Below are 16,274 nucleotides of genomic sequence, written 5' to 3' on the forward strand. Positions count from 1 at the left end.
CGCCAGGTCCGGTTCAGCCCTTCTTCTCGTCCGCGGCGTCGTAACGTCCGCGTGCCGCGGCTCCATTGAGCCGTGCGCGCTTGAGCAGCGCCTGACGCGCTTCCCCGACGTTCGCGGACTGGCCGCGCCATGCTTTCAACGGCGGCTCCTGCAGCGCCCTCGCATAAGAGAAGCTGAGCGGCCATGGGCGCCGCCCTGTGCGATTGATCGCATCGAGATGCGCGGTCGCCTGCTCAGGCGTCTGGCCGCCGGACAGGAAGAAAACGCCGGCCACGACGGGCGGCACTGTACGGCCGAGCACCCTCACCGTACTCGATGCGACTTCGTCGATACTCGCCTGCTTCGCGTGCTCCTTGCCCGGCAGCACCATGCTCGGCTTCAGCAACATCAACTCGAGCGCGACGCCATGGCGGTGCAGCGCATGAAACACCTCGTGCAAGACCGCTTCGGTGACTTCGGCGCAGCGCTCGATCGAGTGATCGCCATCGATCAGCACCTCCGGCTCGACGATCGGCACGACGCCCGCCTCCTGGCAAATTGCCGCGTAGCAGGCCAGCGATTCCGCATTCGTCTCGATCGCCAACCGGCTCGGTAACGTGTCCGACACGTTGTAGACCGCGCGCCACTTCGCAAAGCGCGCGCCCTGCTCCTTGTAATGCTCGAGTCGCTCGGCGAGCCCGTCGAGCCCTTGCGTGATTTCGTCGCCGGCCGCATTGACGAGCGGAATCTTGCCTTTATCGACCTTGATGCCGGGCACGATGCCCTGGCGCTCGGCCAGACGCGGCAGCAGTTCGCCGTCGTCGGCCTTTTGCCCGAGCGTTTCCTCGTACAGGATGACCCCGCTCACGAACTCGCCGAGCCCTGGCGCACCGAGCAGCAGGCTGCGCCACTGACGGCGGTTCTCTTCCGTCGATTCGATGCCGACCGTCTTGAACCGCTTCGCGATCGTGGGGCCGCTCTCGTCGGCTGCGAGCAGCCCTTTGCCCTCCTGCACGAGGGCATCGATGGTGGCTTGTAATTCCTGTCTGAGCGTACTCATCGTCGATCCTCCGAAAGCTGTTGCACCAGGGACCATTGAATGCCGGCGACTTCAAGCGGCAAGAAGACTCCGGCGCGCGGATGAACCGCCTGGTGCCGGTCCGCCCTGCGCTGCAAGTTCGGTGCCCACGGAGCGCTGAGGCGTGGCGCGGCAGGGCACGCATCGGCGGCCGCTCGCCCGTCACTCGTGAGCCGCCTCTCCGTCGTCCGCCATCATCGCAGCGCCCGATTCCGCAATCCGTGCGACACCGCGCCGAAACGCTTCGAGTGCCTGCGCGCTCGCAGCGATTCCCTTCGCGCAGACCCGGTCCCGCAACGCGCTGCAGCGCCGGCTCGCCTCGCGCTCGCCGAGCGCGAGCAGCGCGCCGTTCACTCGATGCAGTGCTTGTAAGAACGACTCGGTGTCGCCACGTTTTGCGGCGGCGCACAAACGCTCATCGTCCTCGGGCCAAGATGCGGCAAACACCGCGTGCAGCATTGCGGCGCGCGATTTGAGAGCGCCCGCGTGCGGCGCGTCCAGCAAATTCATCGATGGAAAGCCTGGAGTTGAGAGCGGCAGGGATGAAGGCGACACGCGCAACGCTGGCTGCGACGACGCGAACACCCTATCGAGCGCCTCGCGCAGCCGCTCGAGCGAGAGCGGCTTCATGAGAAGCGCGGCGAAACCGCTGCGCCTTGCGTCGGCGGCCGCGTGCGGCGCGGCGGTATGCGCGATCACGGGCATCGTCATCCCTTCTTTGCGCAAAGCCGCGAGCAGTTCGCGGCCACCCATGAGAGGCATGCAGAGATCGGCCACGACGACGTCGCAGGCGTGCCGCTGGCAGGCGGCAAGCGCCTCCTGCCCGTCGGCTGCGACGGCGACCTGGCGATAGCCGAGCGCGTCGAGCTGGTCGGCGAGCAGCGCTCGGCTGACGGGATCGTCGTCGACGACGAGGATCCGCGCGCCGCGATGTTCACAGCTTGGCGGCGAATGGGTATCGCGGCTCGTCTCTGGGCCGGGCACTGCACCGTCGCGCCCACAAGCGACGAGGGCCAGCTCGAGCTTCGCCCAGCAAAGCGAAGTGATGTGCAGCGCGCCCGCGCGACGTTGCGGATGGAGCGGGCCGCGCTCGGAAACGACGACGACATCGGCATACGCTGTAAGCGCCGCGCGCCAGGCTGGCGGAATGTCGTCGGCATGAGAGCCGAGCACGATGAGGGTACGCACGTCCGTCGCGGCGAGAGGCGCATCGGGGCGTGCTTCTTCGATCCGGGCTACCCCACCGAACCGGTGACGCAACCGGGCGAGGAGTGTGGCCCGCCAGGCCGCGTCGTCGCAAGCGACGGCGATCGCATCGAACTCCAGCGTCTCATCGATCGGTGCGGCCGCGCAGGCCTTCGCAGTCGGATTGCGTGACAGCGGCAGACGAACCGCGAAGACGGCGCCGCGCCCCTCCACGCTTTTCACGTCGATGCGGCCACCCATCAGATCGACGAGACGCCGGCTCAGCGACAACCCAAGGCCGGTGCCGCCGAAGCGGCGCCCGATCGAACCGTCGGCCTGCACGAACGGCTCGAAGATGCGCGCGAGCTGACTTGCCGGAATGCCGATGCCCGAATCGGCGACGGACAGCACGACCATCTCGTCGCCGCCCGCCGCTTGCACCACCGTCGCGCGCAGCGTAATAGAGCCGCTTTGCGTGAACTTGCAGGCGTTGCCGAGCAGATTCGTCACGATCTGCGCGATGCGCAACCCATCGCCGTTCCAACTGCCGCCGATCGACGGATCGATGAGGCAGAGAAAGTGCAGCCCCTTGCCGGTGATCGCCGGCGCGAGCGTCTGCGCGCAACGCTCGACGACTTCGTCGAGCCGAAACGGTTCGAGGTGCAAGCTCAGCTCGCGCGCCTCGGCCTTCGACAGATCGAGCACATCGTCGACGAGCGAGAGCAAGGAATCGAACGCGCGCCTGACTGAGCCGACGCGCGCGGCCTGCGAAGGCGTCAGGGCCTCCATCGACAGCAGCTCGAGATTGCCGAGCGCGCCATAAAGCGGCGTGCGCAGCTCATGGCTGATCGTGGCGACGAGCATCGACTTGGCGCGACTCGCCTCGTCGGCGGCCTGCCGCGCACGGCGCAGCAGCCGGACGGTTTCCTTCTGGCGGCTGATGTCCGTGAGGCTGCAAAGCACGACCTCCTGCAGGCGATAGCGCGCACGCGCAAATGCCACGGCGAGCTCGCGGCGCATGCCGTCGGCCCCTGTTACGGACACCTCGGCGCTGCGAATGGTGCCGGTGGACGTCGGGCGCGAACCGCTGGACGCATCGACGAGCCCGTTGTGACGCGCGCCGCGGGACCCGCTGCCGGATGCCGCTCGCGTGGCGCGTCGGCGCCCTCGGCGTGCGCGGCGGCGCCTGCGCGGACGGGGCTCGAGTAGCCGCGCGTAGAAGCCAGCCTCGTCGGTCGATGCTGACAGCAATGCGCGCGCAATGTCGTTCTGCAAGACGATGCGGCTTGTCGCGGGATCGAATACGGTAAGGCCGACAGGTGCGGTGGCGAGCACCGTGCGGCTGAACGCCTCGCTTTCGAAGACGCTTTGCGCGCGCAGGCGGAGCGGCGCGAGCACAAACCGGTCGATCAGCAGAACGAACGCCCACTGCACCGCGAGCACGACCGAAGTCAGCGCGACGGTCCAACCGATCGGCCCTTTGAGATTGGCCGCGATCGTGCGCCAATCGAAGGCCGACACCGCGATCCATTCTGGCCCGGCAATACGCTGGATGATGAAGAAATCGCCGCCGCGACGTACGAGCCGTACGCGCTCGTCGGCGACCTCGAAGACGGACGGTTTCGCAGCCAATGCGTGCATCCAGCGCTCGCCGCGCGGATTCGATTCGTCGATGCCGATCAGATGGCGGCGATCGCGCGACACCATGAAGAAATCGGGATCGTGCACCGCCGGCTGGAAGAGCCGGGGGATCTGTCTGGCCGGCAGCGTCACGGCGAGCACGGCCAGGCGCTCGTCGCCGCGATAGATCGGCGCCGCGTAGTGCTTGACGAGGGCACCGTACATGTCCGAGTCGTGGAGCGTGACCCAGAACACCCGATCGCGGCGCAGCAAGGCGTCCGCGTGATTGCCGAGCTCCGCGTCGACGTGGGCGACATAGCGGTCGATGAGGGCCTGGATGCCGTCCGAGGCGGGCCGCGCGGCCGCGCTCTCGTTTTCGTTGCGCCCTGGCGCGGGCGTGGGCGCCTCAGTTCTCTCCACGTGCGCGCCGCCCATGAGCCTCTCGTTGCGCAGCGGCGGCCAGGCCGCCAGAAAGCGCCGATCCTCGGTATAGAGAAAGCCGCCGATGTCGTCAGCCGCTTCTTGCCGCCTCAACAGCGAGCGCGGCGAAATTTCGCGCACGAGCCGCAGCAGGCCGGCGAGACGCTCGCGATCCTCGGGCGCCGTCAGCGTCGAAACGATCGTGAACGGCGCCGCACCGAGGTCCTGCCCCGTGACGACGATGCCGCCGTTTTGCGCGAGCAGCCGCGAATAGCGGTCGACAGGCACGATATCGCGCTCGTGCACGGCGCTGAGCGCCTCATAGGTTTCGACCGTATGCCGCAAGCGCGCCTGATTGCGCTCGACCGACGCGTTGACGAAGTCGCGCTGCGCGAGGAAGCCGGCACGCCAGTCGTCGATGCAGCGCGTATAACGATGCGCGATGCCGGCGATGGCGGCCGCGAGGATTGAAAGCGTCAGTACGGCGCCGCCGCCGAACAGCAGCGTGCGATCGTAGAGGCCGGCGAGCGATGCGTTTTCGGCGGACCGGCGCAGGCGCTTGCGCCATGCGGCCAGCCTGCGCGACCACGAGCGTTTTCGGTTCATCGGCGCGAAGTCCTTGTGGCGCCTCGAACTGGGCGCCGCTAGCGTAGTTAGTGAGAGGCCGTTACGCTAGCCAAGTCGAGCGGCGATCTAACAGAGAATGCCAAAAGATAGGACGATCGCTCAGTGTAAGGCGCGGGCGGCGAGCGACGAAGGAGCGACGAACGAGCGTTGATCGGCGCCGCGCCGGTCTTTGTCGCGGTCAGCGCTTCCCGGCGCGCTCACACGCGGGCGGTGCGCTCGCGCTTGCGCACGAACGGCAAGCGCCGCAGCATATTGAAGGCGATGAGATTACCCGTCACGACGAGCAGGAGACCGACGACGGCTGAAGGAGACCAGCGGTAGCCTTCGAACACCGTCGAGACGGCGAGCGCGACGAACGGAAACAGCACCGTGCAGTAGGCGGCCCGCTCCGGACCGATGCGTCCGACGAGCGTCAGGTAGGTCGTAAAGCCGATGACCGAGCCCGGTATGGCCAGATAGACGAGCGCGCCGAGGTAGCGGGCCGTCGATTCGGGCTCGAAAGAGAGACCCGCCGCGAAGCTGCCGGCCGTTAGGATCGCGGCGCCGATCAGCATCGCCCAGCCGTTCGTGACGGTCGGGTGCAGCCCCATCGCCTGCATGCGGCTCGAAAGGAGATTGCCGGCCGAAAACGACATCGTGCCGATGAGCGTAATCACGAGCCCCACCCACATCGCATGATCGTTCGCATGCCCGACCATCTGGGGCGCAAAAAGACACAGAATGCCGATCAGGCCGAGCACCGCGCCGACGATCGCGCTTGGCTGCAGCGTACGGCCCATAAACATGCGCCCGTTGATCGCATTGAAGAGTGGGGCCGTCGAGAAAACGACGGCCACGAGCCCGCTCGGGACGATCTGCTCGGCGTAGTAGAAGCAGAGAAAATTCACGCAAAAGAGCGCGAGACCCTGCGAGAAAAGCAGCGGCCAAGCCTTGCGCGGCGGCAACAGCGGGCGGCGCATGAGACGCACGAGCGCCAGCATGACGAGCGCGGCGAGCCAGAAGCGAAAGGCGATCGAGACCGAGGGCGCGACGACGCCGGTCTGCCATTTGATCGCGATCCAGGTCGTGCCCCAGATCAATACGGTGGCGAAATAAAGCAAGAGATTCATGTTCGAGTCCGATTTGTCTTTTGGCCGGAAGCCCGCCAGCCGCACGCAAACGGGCGTGCGCAGGCGGACCGACGGCGAAATCGAGTCCGACTATGCATCGCCGGCCGCTCCAGGCGTTGTCCAGCCTTGCGGTTTTTTCGGGACAGAAAGGCGCCGAACGCGCTGGCTCGCTATACTCGGAACTCCTCGATTGATCGTTACGAATTGCATTTTTGCCGTGGATGCGAGCCTGTTCCTGACCACCGCCGATCGCGCCGGCGCACCTTCGGCGTGCGCCGCGCCCGACGCCGCCCTCGCGGCCGGTGCGCGCGTGGACGAGCCGCCGTTTGGCATGCACTCGATCGGCCGCACGCTCGCCGAGGCCAACGCGACGCTCGAGCGTTTCGCCTGGCTCGGCGATCGGCTCGCGGCAGCTGTCTGGCGGCGCGACATCGTCGAGGCCGAAACGGCTTACGACAATCCAGGCCACCATACGCTCTCGTGTTACCTCGACGGCGGTCATCGGACCGAGCGACAAAAGCTGCCGGGACGGTATGGCGCGCCGCAGCGGCTTTGCGCGCTACCGAGCGATCATGAATCGCGCTGGTGGGTACGCGGGTACATGCATTTCGTGCATCTTTACTTCCTGCCCGAGCATTTCACGCGCCGGGCCATCCGCGAGCTCGACCGCGAGCCGCGCGAGCTCACGCTCGCCGATCGGACTTACTTCGAGGACGCGCGGCTGGCGGCGCTCTGTCAATCGCTCGCCGTCGCGCCGTGGGACGACCCCGACGATCGGCTGCGCGCCAACGAAGCCGCGCACGAGATCCTGAGCCTGTTGCTGCGCGGCCAGGCCGTGCGCCGGGAAGACGCGCCCGTCACGGGCGGGCTCGCCCCGGCGACGCGCCGCCGCGTACGCGAATACATCGACGCTCACCTGTCGCGCTCGGTCACGCTCGGGGAACTCGCCGACGTGGCCTGCCTGTCGGAATTTCACTTCTCGCGCATGTTTCGCGCATCGTTCGGCATGCCGCCGCATGCGTGGATCGCCGAGCAACGCATCGAACGCGCACGGGCGCTGCTGCGCTCGACGACGCTTGCGCTCGATCGGGTTGCGGCCGAATGTGGCTATGCGAACACCAGCCACCTCGGCCACCGGTTTCGCGCGGTCGTGGGCGCCTCCCCGCTCGGCTTTCGGCGCGCAATGAACGCCGCTTGAATCCCCTTCCCTCGTTCTTGACCCGCATGTAGGTGCGCTATCGCATCGATAGCCACCCATCGTTATCGCCGCGATGGGAACGTTCAATTGTTCTTTTTTCGCGGCGCACGGCACCATTCGTCGTAACAGGGTTGAAGCAACGAAAGCGTGACGACGAGGTGTGCGATGACGACAGCACAATTGCAGCTGGGAATGACGGAAAGAGCGACGCAGGCGATCGGCGCCGCGCTCGCCCCGCGCGGCACGAGCCTGCGCTCGGCGCTGCTCTTCGCCGGCCCCGCCGTCGTCGCCTCCATCGCCTACATGGATCCGGGCAACTTCGCCGCCAACATCCAGGCCGGATCGCAGTACGGCTACTCGCTGCTCTGGGTCGTCGCCGTCGCCAACGTCATCGCGATGCTGTTTCAGGCGCTCTCGGCCAAGCTCGGTATCGTCACGGGCCGCAATCTCGCCGAAATGAGCCGCGAGCATTTTTCTCGGCCCGTCGTCTACGCGATGTGGGCCGTCAGCGAAATTGCCGCGATGGCCACGGACCTCGCCGAATTTCTCGGCGGCGCGATCGGCCTCTCGCTGCTTTTCCATTTGCCCTTGTGGGCCGGCATGATCGTGACGGGGATCGTCACGTATGGCATCCTCGCGGCCGAAAAACGCGGATTTCGGCCGATGGAACTCATCATCGGCGGGTTGATTGCCGCCGTTGCGCTCTCGTACGTGATCGAGCTTTCGATCGTCGATGTGGACTGGCAACAAGCCGTGCACGGCGCCACCGTGCCGCAATTGCCGGGCGCCGGGGCGTTGTCGGTCGCCGTGGCGATGCTCGGCGCGACCGTCATGCCGCATGCCATCTACCTGCATTCCGGACTCACGCAGAACCGCGCGCCGGCGCGCAACAACGCCAGTCGCCTCAAGCTGCTGCGCTTTTCGAATTGGGAAGTGGTCATCGCGCTTTCGGTCGCCGGGCTCGTCAATATGGCGATGATCGTCATGGCGTCGGGCGCGTTTCACGACGGGCACGCCGACGTGGCGCAGATCGAGACCGCCTATCACAGCCTCGTGCCCCTCTTCGGCGCCGGCGCGGCTGCCGTGTTCCTTATTGCGTTGATCGCGTCGGGCGTGTCCAGCTCCGTCGTCGGGACGATGGCCGGGCAGATGATCATGCAGGGCTTTGTCGGCTTCCGGATTCCTGTCGGCCTGCGCCGCCTCGTCACGATGGTGCCGGCCATCATCGTCGTCGCGCTCGGCGCCAATGCTACCGAAGCACTCGTCTACAGCCAGATCGTGCTCAGTCTCGCGCTGCCGGTGCCGATGATCGCCCTCCTCGTATTGACGAATCGGCGCGACATCATGGGGCCTTTCGCCAACACAGGCACGGTGCGGCTTGCCGCCGTGGGGGCGACCGCGTTGATCGTCGTGCTCAACGTCGTGCTCGTGTTGCAGACGCTCGGTGTGGCGGTACCGGGGTTGGGCGCGCCTTGAGTGGCGCGGATTGTTCACTTGGGCACACCAGTGATTTCATATCGCGCGTATTTATTCGTGACATGTCGCCTTTTAGACTGGTTTCATGCAGCAACAGTCGGCGCCGTTCCGGGTACGGGCAGCAGCGGCTCCGGAGGCCGGCGGCGGCATTTGAAACGATTGGAGGTTGCCATGTTCGCGACATCGGAATATCTCGCGCTCGACGAAATGAAGAAGCTCGTCGAATGGACGCAGGCTTGGTACGAAGAAGCGCTTTCGGCCAACTACGTCGAGGAACCCTATCAGCCCGAGGCTGAGGTACTGACCCGTATGCATCAGTACTTCCGGTTTGGTCTGACGCCGGAAGAGGCGGTGCAGGCGTGCTTTGGCCCCAAGCACTGAAGCGTGAACGGGTTCAGAAGAAGTTCGAAGTCGGCCGGGCCGCTCGCCGGTTTTCAGAGCGATCGTCGATACATCACGAAACCCGGTTTGTCCGCTACGGAATCGTAGAGCCGCATTGCGGTGTGGTTGGTTTCGTGCGTGTGCCAGTAGACGCGTTCGGCGCGCGCGGCACGCGCTTCGGCGTAGACCGCTTCGATCAACGCGCGGCCGACGCCCTTGCCGCGCTCGCTCTCGAGCGTAAATAGATCCTGCAGATAGCAGAGCGGGCCGGCGAGCGTCGTACTGCGGTGATAAAGAAAATGCACGAGGCCGACGAGGGCCTCGCCGCGCTGCGCGACGAACGCGTGCATGGGCTCGTAGCCGTCGAAGAACCGCGACCACGTCAGATTCGTGATCTCCCGCGGCAAGGCCGTATCGCCGAAACGGCCATAGAACCGGTTGTAGCCGTCCCATAACGGGAGCCAACGGTCAAAATCGTTTTCCTCGATAGCGCGTACGATCAGCGGCGCGTCGTTGTTCAATGATGCGTTCACTCGAGTTGTCCTATTCTGCAGGTTCTGTAGGCGCGACGAGAGGGCATGCTAGCACGCATGCGCGCTGTCGATTTCTCCCAGCCTCGATCGTCGCGTAGGATCGGAGGCTCATCCTCCGTTCACTCCGGGAGTCGATCATGTCTACACAAACTGTCCGTCTGCATCGAGTCATTCGGGCCACGCCCGAGCGCATCTATCGCGCATTCCTCGACGCGAATGCAATGTCGAAGTGGCTTCCGCCGAATGGGTTCACCGGCAAGGTTCATGAGCTCGATGCCAAGGTGGGGGGCGGCTACAGGATGTCGTTCACGAACTTCACGACGGGCGATAGCCATTCTTTCGGCGGCGAGTATCTCGAGCTCGTGCCGCATGAGCGACTTCGGTATACAGCACAGTTCGACGATCCGAACTTGCCGGGGACCATGCAGACGACCGTGTCGCTACGGGCTGTGATCTTTGGAACAGAGCTCCATGTCGTGCAGGAAGGTATTCCGGAAGTCCTTCCCGCCGAAGCGTGCTATCTCGGGTGGCAGGAGTCGCTTGCGTTGCTCGCCTTGTTGGTGGAGGCCGAGATTCGGCAGTAGTTGAATGGCCGCTCACACGAGCGGCCTATCCTATTTGGGCCAGCCAAGCGCTTCCGACGACTCGTCTTGCGACCGGCCGCGTTCGCCGAATCCCGCCAGAAGCCCACTCGCCCGCTGCACTTTCGCGGTCACGGCCTGCTCGAGGACGGTCTTCCCTTCGGGCATGGCCAAAGTGAGAAATGCCCGCGCCCTCGTCACACCCGTATAGACGAGCTCGCGCGTCAGAATCGGGCTATACGTGTCCGGCAAGACCAGTGCCGCATGCTCGAATTCGGAGCCCTGAGACTTATGCACGGTCAGCGCAAACACCGTTTCGACCGCCTGGAGCCGGCTCGGCAAGACCCATTTGATGCCGCCCAAGCCATCGGCGGACGGAAACGCGACACGCAATGCCCGCACTCCGTCCTTGCCGCCGGGCACCGGGAGCGCGATCCCGATGTCGCCATTCATCAGCCCGAGCTCGTAGTCGTTGCGGGTCACGAGCACCGGCCGCCCCGGATACCATTCGCTGCGCGCGTCGATCAGACCTTCTTCGTGCAGAAGGCGCGCGATTCGCTTGTTCAGCCCCTCGACGCCCCACGGGCCGCGGCGCACCGCGCAGAGCAATTGAAACGCGCCGTGCGCTTTCAGCACTTGCGCGGCCCATGCGGCAAACGCTTCCGGCGTGGCATCTGCTTCGGGCTTGCAGCGCGCCATCGTCTCCAGATAGTGGCGGTAGCCTTGCCGCGCCGCTACCGCCGCTCCCGCCGCATCGCAGGAAGCAGGATCGGCGGCACCCCGCCCATCGACCACGAGCGATCTGAACGACGCATCTTCAGTCGCCGAACAGCTCAGCAACGCGACGTCGGCGCGCCGCTCACTCAACACTCGCATGACACCCGCGGCATCGCCTTCATTGATGCACAGCGCCAACTCGCCGATGCCGCTATCGGACGAGAATCGATGGCTCTCGCGCAGCATGGCGATCGCCTGATCGAGCGTCGTGCCATGGTCGTCGCGCATCGAGTCGTCGATTCGCTCACCGGTCGCCGCCTGCAGCCAGTCGATCGTCTCGGACGTGTAATGTCCTTTGGCGGCGCGGCCGCAAAGCTCGCCGAGCACGGCGCCCGCTTCCACCGAGGCGAGCTGATCCTTGTCGCCGAGCAGAATCAGTCTTGCCGATTCGGGCAACGCGTCCAGAACGGCCGCCATCATTTCGAGATCGACCATCGATGCTTCGTCGATGACGAGCACGTCGACCGGCAGCGGATTGGCTGCGTCATGACGGAAACGCCGGCTGTCAGGACGCGTGCCGAGCACGCGGTGCAGCGTGCTGACAGCCGTCGGGATCGACTCCCGCACCGCCACGCCGTCCGCGAAGCCGTCTAGCGGCAGGCGCGCCACCGTACCCGCGATCGATTCGTTGAGTCGCGCAGCCGCCTTGCCGGTCGGCGCCGCGAGCTTGATTCTGAGCGGTCGGGCACGCCGAGCCGTGTTTGCGCCAGCTGCATCATTCGTCAATGCGATCGCTTGCAATAACGCAAGCAGGCGAACGACCGTCGTCGTCTTGCCCGTGCCCGGGCCGCCCGTGACGATGCTGAACGCACTGCGCGCCGCCAGCGCACAGGCCAGCTTCTGCCAGTTCGCGCCGGGCGTCGTGGCTTTCCGCGCAGGAAACAGCATGTCGAGTGCAGCCCGCACCGCATCGGTATTCAACAGCACCGCCTGCTCTCTCGACGCATGCAATCGTCGTTCGATGCCGGCCCGCACGTCTTGTTCGTATTGCCAATAGCGACGCAGGTACAGGCGCGTGCCAACCAGCACGAGCGGCGTGTTGCCTGCACCCGGGCTCACGAGTATCCGCTCGTCGAGCGCCGCCAGCCACCCGGCGAGCGTGACGCCGCCCAGCAGATCGGCGGGCGCGCAGGCTGGCGCGTCGGCCAACCACTCGGGAGGTCCGTCCGGCGGCAGCGACAACGCGAACGCCGGGTCGTCGAGCGTCGCGCGCAGATCCAGGCAGGCATGGCCGCGGCCGAGTTGGTGGCTGGCAAGCGCCGCCGCAAGGATCAGCAGCGGCGGCGCCTCCCGCACTTCGCGCGACAGAAAGCGCGCGAATGCCGCATCGAGCGCACGCAGCCAGCCTCGCTCGACCCAATCGTCGAGCATGGCGAGCATCCGTCGCGCATCCGCGCGCGCGTCGTCGCGGGCTCGGTGCGTCGTAGTGTCCTCGGCCGCTTCAATAGGATGAGTGACTGGAGTCGTCATGCGATGTCCCCCGCCCATTCTTCTTCGCTCACGCGATGCGCGAAGAGCGCATCGAGTCGCTCTATCAGCGCGCGCGGCGGATGATCGATGTGAAGACCCTGGCTCGGCGCGTGGCTGCCGCGCAGGAACAAATACACCGCGCCGCCGACATGGCGATCGTAGTCATAATCCGGCAGACGCGCCTTCAGCAGCCGATGAAGGGCGAAGAGGTACAGCACGTACTGCAGCTCGTAGCGCGAATGCAGGATCTGGGCGCGCATTCTCGCCGGCGTATACGCCGCATCGTCCGGCCCAAGCCAGTTCGATTTGTAGTCCGCGACGTAGTAGCGGCCCTCATGTTCGAACACGAGGTCGATGAAGCCTTTGAGCATGCCGTTGAGCCGCGCCGGCTCGAGCGCGGGGCGCGCCGCGCCGTCGAGCGTCATCTCGCAGACGATGCGGTCAAGCACTTGCGCATCGACCGCATGCGCGCCTAACCAAAACTCCATCTCGGGCAGATACGACTTCATTGCGCGCAGCGTAACGGCCCGCATCGGCTCGCCGCCGCGGGCCGGCAAGTGCAACGGCTCGTGCAAAAGGCGCAGCAGCCAAGCGGTCAGCGGCTCGATCCAGCGCGCCCAACCGCGCAGACTGCAGCGGCGCGCGACCGTATCGCGCAGCACGTCGGGGCGCTTGGCCACTTCCTCGAATCCTTCGGTCGCCGCCCATTCCATCAACTCGTGAAGGAAGCTGCCGGCGTCGGCTCCGCGCGGAAAATCGTGGAGCGCCCCGTCTGGCTGCTCCGACGTGCGGGTCGCGGCGCCCGTCGGCGGCCAGTTCACATCCGGCTCGTCGGGCACCTCGGCTTCGGAGAGCTCCTGGAAAACGTCCTGTCCACGCGTGTCGGGCGCGGCATGCGCGTCACCCGATTCGTCCGCGTTAGACGGTCCATGCGAATGAGCGCCCATGCCGCCGATCACTCCGTCAACCTTGCGCAGGCTCGAATAGCTGGCGATCCACCAGCGCTCGCTCACGGCCTGCCGCAACGTCCGCGCGGCGCCTCGCCTGACTTGCGATCCGCGCAATGTGAAGGGCTCGTCGCTCGGAGTCGCGGCTTGTCCGACGCTGATCTGCGCGCATCCTTCGGCAAGCCGCTCGAGCAGCTCGCCGAGCGCATGCGGCGCAATCGGCTTGCCGCCGTCGAGCAAATAGCCGAGCGCGCTCGACTCGACGCATTGGATCGGCGCCATGCCGATCCATGTCGCGTAGCGAGCGCGCGTGAGCGCCACGTAGAGCTTGCGCAGATCTTCGCCGAGCCGCTCGCGATCGACTTGCGGCAAGACGGACGCATCACCGACCGTCACATGAAGCCCACCGGTCTCGTCGTGCCACTTCAGCGGCATATCGGACGGCAATGTTCGCCGAAAATTGCACGCGAATGGTAGGAACACCAGCGGGTACTCGAGCCCCTTCGACTTGTGAACCGTCACGACCTGCACGAGGCCCGCGTCGCTTTCGAGCCTCAGCTGCCGCGCGTCGCCGACTGCGCCGCCCGCGTCGTCCGCAATCTCCTCGTCGAGGTAGCGAATCAGCGCGTGCTCGCCGTCGAGCTGCGTGCTTGCCTGCTGCAGCAGCTCGGCCAGATGAAGCAGATTGGTGAGCACGCGCTCGCCGTTCGCCGACGCGCCGCTCGCTTGCCCGATCAGTCTTCGCGGCACCTGAAAATCGTTGAGCAGCCGGCGCAGCATCGGCAGCACGCCCTTGCTGCGCCAGCAATCGCGGTAACCGCGAAACTGCAGCACGCGCGATTCCCACTCGATTTCATCGTGCGTGAGGGCATCGAGCGCGGCCCAATCGAGCCCGAGTGTCGCCGTCGCGAGCGCGGCGCGAAGGAGCCGTCCGTCATCGGGCTCGGCGCAGGCCGCGAGCCAATGACGCAGTTCGGCTGCCTGCTCGGTCTGAAAGACGGAGTCCCTGTCGGACAGGTAGACGCTGCGCACGCCGCGCTCGGCGAGCGCGGCGCGAATCGTGCGCGCCTCCTCACCGTTGTTGACGAGTACAGCCATGTGGGCGGGCTCGAGCGGCGCCATCCGCTCGGGGCCGACGAACCCCGCTTCGCCTCGCTGGCCCAGGTTCAGCAGACGAACCATCTCCGTCGCGCAACTGGCCGCCATCGCGCGCAGATAAGCCTCTTTGCCGAGCGGCTTGCCATCCTCGGCGGGCGGCAGCCACCATGCGGTCAGCGCCGGCAAGTCATGTCCGTTCTCGCGAAGCTTGTCGGGACGGCCTTGCGCGTCGGCGGCGACGAACGGCAACGGGTTGTCTCCATCCGCTGCGTTGCGGAACAGAAACGCACCCTGCCCTTCCGCCCGCGCCTCCGCCGCCGCGAAGCAGCGGTTGACGGCCGCCACCATCGCGGCCGTCGAGCGGAAGTTCTTCTTCAGCGTGAAGAGACGCCCCGCGCAGGCACGGCGCGCCGTCAGGTATGTGTAGATGTCCGCGCCGCGAAACGCGTAGATCGCCTGCTTCGGATCGCCGATCAGGATGATGGCCGTGTCTGCGTCGTTCTCGGCAATTCGATAGACCGAGTCGAATATGTCGTACTGGACCGGGTCCGTGTCCTGAAACTCGTCGATGAGCGCCACCGGGTATTGCCGGCGAATGATCTCGGCGAGGCGCGCACCGTTCGGTGCGCGCAGCGCATCGCGAAGGCGTGTCAGCAGGTCGTCGAAGCCCATCTGCGACCGTTTCTTCTCCTCGGCCGCGAAGCGCTCGGCAACCCAGCGAGCCGCGTGGCAAAGCAGTTCTCGATAGGCCGTCGGCTGCGCCGCCAGCGCGGCGGGGAGCCCCTGCATCGCGTCGAGCGCCGGGTGACACGGCGGATCGCCGGCCTTCCAGATCTCGGCGAGCCCGTCTCGTGTCAAGCGCGTCCAGACGGCCGCATCGTCGGCGAACGCCGGCTTGATCATGTCCGGATCGGCGGCCCATGCGCGCATTTTGTCGAGCCAGTTCTGGCAGTTCGTCCGATTCAGGCGCTGCGCGTTGAATAGCTTCTTCTCGCGCGCATCGTCGAGGATCGCTTGCAGTTCATCGGCCCATATCGTCCAGTTTTCCTTGAGGCATGCCAGATGCGCGTGAAGCCTTTCACGCGCGTCGCGCAGCGCGTGTTCCGGCGCGGGCGCTTCGGGCAGAAGGTGTGCGTGCGCAATGAGACCGCCAATCATCGACTGCAATGCGTGCGGACTGGCGAACCATCGACGCACGTCGCCCGCCGACTGCGCATCGAGCGGCGCGAGGAAGATGCGCCAGTAATCGCGCACAACCTCCGCGCGCAACGCGCTTTGATCCGTTTCGAGCGTCTGCGAGAACAGGCTGTCGCTATCGAACGCATGCTCGCTCAACATCCGATTGCACCATCCGTGGATCGTCGAGACGGCTGCTTCATCCATCCATTCCGCGGCCAGTTCCAGCCGGTGCGCGCAGGCGGGCCACTCATCGGGTGAATAGTCGGCGCGCAACGCGTGCAGCAGGTCGTCGCCCGCCGGACCGGCAACGTCAGCAGGATCCGCGCGGAAGTACGCGGCGGCCTCGACGAGACGCGCGCGGATCCGCTCGCGTAGTTCTTTCGTCGCCGCATCGGTAAACGTCACGACGAGGATTTCCGGAGGCGTCAATGCCTGCGTGCGCTGCTGCGGATCGCCATGACCCAAGACGAGTCGCACATAAAGCATCGCAATCGTGAACGTCTTGCCGGTGCCCGCGCTCGCTTCGATAAGACTGCTGCCGCGCAACGGAAAGCGTAGCGGGTCCAACACCACGGCAGCCGACCCAATCGGATCACTCACGGGTGCATCGTTCATC

10 protein-coding genes are annotated in these 16,274 nt (G+C 66.0%); 4 read left to right on the forward strand and 6 right to left on the reverse strand.

The window, feature by feature from the left end; genetic code table 11:
- Positions 1 to 13: 13 nt before the first annotated feature.
- From B0G57_RS25775 to B0G57_RS25785, 3 genes are all read right to left on the reverse strand, one after another.
- Positions 14 to 1,039 (reverse strand): class I fructose-bisphosphate aldolase, encoded by a 1,026-nt coding sequence (locus B0G57_RS25775; protein ID WP_018441731.1) that lies wholly within the window; start codon positions 1,037 to 1,039, stop codon positions 14 to 16.
- A gap of 180 nt (positions 1,040 to 1,219) precedes the next feature.
- The gene (locus B0G57_RS25780; RefSeq protein ID WP_018441732.1) at positions 1,220 to 4,888 is read right to left on the reverse strand and encodes an ATP-binding protein; all 3,669 of its coding nucleotides are present in this window, start codon (positions 4,886 to 4,888) and stop codon (positions 1,220 to 1,222) included.
- A 218-nt stretch (positions 4,889 to 5,106) separates the two neighbouring features.
- Positions 5,107 to 6,018 (reverse strand): DMT family transporter, encoded by a 912-nt coding sequence (locus B0G57_RS25785; protein WP_018441733.1) that lies wholly within the window; start codon positions 6,016 to 6,018, stop codon positions 5,107 to 5,109.
- A 331-nt stretch (positions 6,019 to 6,349) separates the two neighbouring features.
- Here B0G57_RS25785 and B0G57_RS25790 point away from each other — a divergent pair, with 331 nt between their 5' ends.
- The 3 genes from B0G57_RS25790 (at position 6,350) to B0G57_RS25800 (ending at position 9,073) form a co-directional block, all read left to right on the forward strand.
- Positions 6,350 to 7,216, forward strand: coding sequence for a helix-turn-helix domain-containing protein (locus B0G57_RS25790; protein WP_035468931.1), 867 nt, complete (start codon positions 6,350 to 6,352; stop codon positions 7,214 to 7,216).
- A 165-nt stretch (positions 7,217 to 7,381) separates the two neighbouring features.
- Positions 7,382 to 8,692, forward strand: a complete 1,311-nt coding sequence (locus tag B0G57_RS25795; RefSeq protein WP_018441735.1) for an Nramp family divalent metal transporter — start codon at positions 7,382 to 7,384, stop codon at positions 8,690 to 8,692.
- 171 nt (positions 8,693 to 8,863) lie between these two features.
- Positions 8,864 to 9,073, forward strand: coding sequence for a hypothetical protein (locus tag B0G57_RS25800; RefSeq protein WP_018441736.1), 210 nt, complete (start codon positions 8,864 to 8,866; stop codon positions 9,071 to 9,073).
- A 53-nt stretch (positions 9,074 to 9,126) separates the two neighbouring features.
- On the opposite strand, the gene B0G57_RS25805 is transcribed toward B0G57_RS25800, so the two are convergent.
- The gene (locus B0G57_RS25805; RefSeq protein WP_026229859.1) at positions 9,127 to 9,606 is read right to left on the reverse strand and encodes a GNAT family N-acetyltransferase; all 480 of its coding nucleotides are present in this window, start codon (positions 9,604 to 9,606) and stop codon (positions 9,127 to 9,129) included.
- 137 nt (positions 9,607 to 9,743) lie between these two features.
- On the opposite strand from B0G57_RS25805, the gene B0G57_RS25810 reads away from it, so the two are divergent.
- Positions 9,744 to 10,190 carry an SRPBCC family protein gene (locus tag B0G57_RS25810; RefSeq protein WP_018441738.1) on the forward strand — a complete coding sequence of 149 codons (447 nt, stop codon included), beginning with the start codon at positions 9,744 to 9,746 and terminating at the stop codon, positions 10,188 to 10,190.
- Positions 10,191 to 10,220: 30 nt separating this feature from the next.
- Here the strand turns inward: B0G57_RS25810 and recD are convergent, their stop codons facing one another.
- Both recD and recB read right to left on the reverse strand, forming a co-directional pair.
- Positions 10,221 to 12,434 carry an exodeoxyribonuclease V subunit alpha gene (recD, locus tag B0G57_RS25815; RefSeq protein WP_102607251.1) on the reverse strand — a complete coding sequence of 738 codons (2,214 nt, stop codon included), beginning with the start codon at positions 12,432 to 12,434 and terminating at the stop codon, positions 10,221 to 10,223.
- Positions 12,431 to 16,258, reverse strand: coding sequence for an exodeoxyribonuclease V subunit beta (recB, locus tag B0G57_RS25820; RefSeq protein ID WP_223258739.1), 3,828 nt, complete (start codon positions 16,256 to 16,258; stop codon positions 12,431 to 12,433). The genes recD and recB overlap by 4 nt, the downstream gene beginning before the upstream one ends.
- Positions 16,259 to 16,274 lie beyond the last annotated feature (16 nt).

This window comes from Trinickia symbiotica, from assembly GCF_002934455.1.
GTDB classification, from domain to species: domain Bacteria; phylum Pseudomonadota; class Gammaproteobacteria; order Burkholderiales; family Burkholderiaceae; genus Trinickia; species Trinickia symbiotica.

Excerpts from the sequence above, each read along its gene's own strand:
- B0G57_RS25775 (WP_018441731.1), bottom strand. The coding sequence starts at position 1,039 with ATGAGTACGCTCAGACAGGAATTACAAGCCACCATCGATGCCCTCGTG.
- B0G57_RS25780 (WP_018441732.1), bottom strand. The coding sequence starts at position 4,888 with ATGAACCGAAAACGCTCGTGGTCGCGCAGGCTGGCCGCATGGCGCAAG.
- B0G57_RS25785 (WP_018441733.1), bottom strand. The coding sequence starts at position 6,018 with ATGAATCTCTTGCTTTATTTCGCCACCGTATTGATCTGGGGCACGACC.
- B0G57_RS25790 (WP_035468931.1), top strand. The coding sequence starts at position 6,350 with ATGCACTCGATCGGCCGCACGCTCGCCGAGGCCAACGCGACGCTCGAG.
- B0G57_RS25795 (WP_018441735.1), top strand. The coding sequence starts at position 7,382 with ATGACGACAGCACAATTGCAGCTGGGAATGACGGAAAGAGCGACGCAG.
- B0G57_RS25800 (WP_018441736.1), top strand. The coding sequence starts at position 8,864 with ATGTTCGCGACATCGGAATATCTCGCGCTCGACGAAATGAAGAAGCTC.
- B0G57_RS25810 (WP_018441738.1), top strand. The coding sequence starts at position 9,744 with ATGTCTACACAAACTGTCCGTCTGCATCGAGTCATTCGGGCCACGCCC.
- recD (WP_102607251.1), bottom strand. The coding sequence starts at position 12,434 with ATGACGACTCCAGTCACTCATCCTATTGAAGCGGCCGAGGACACTACG.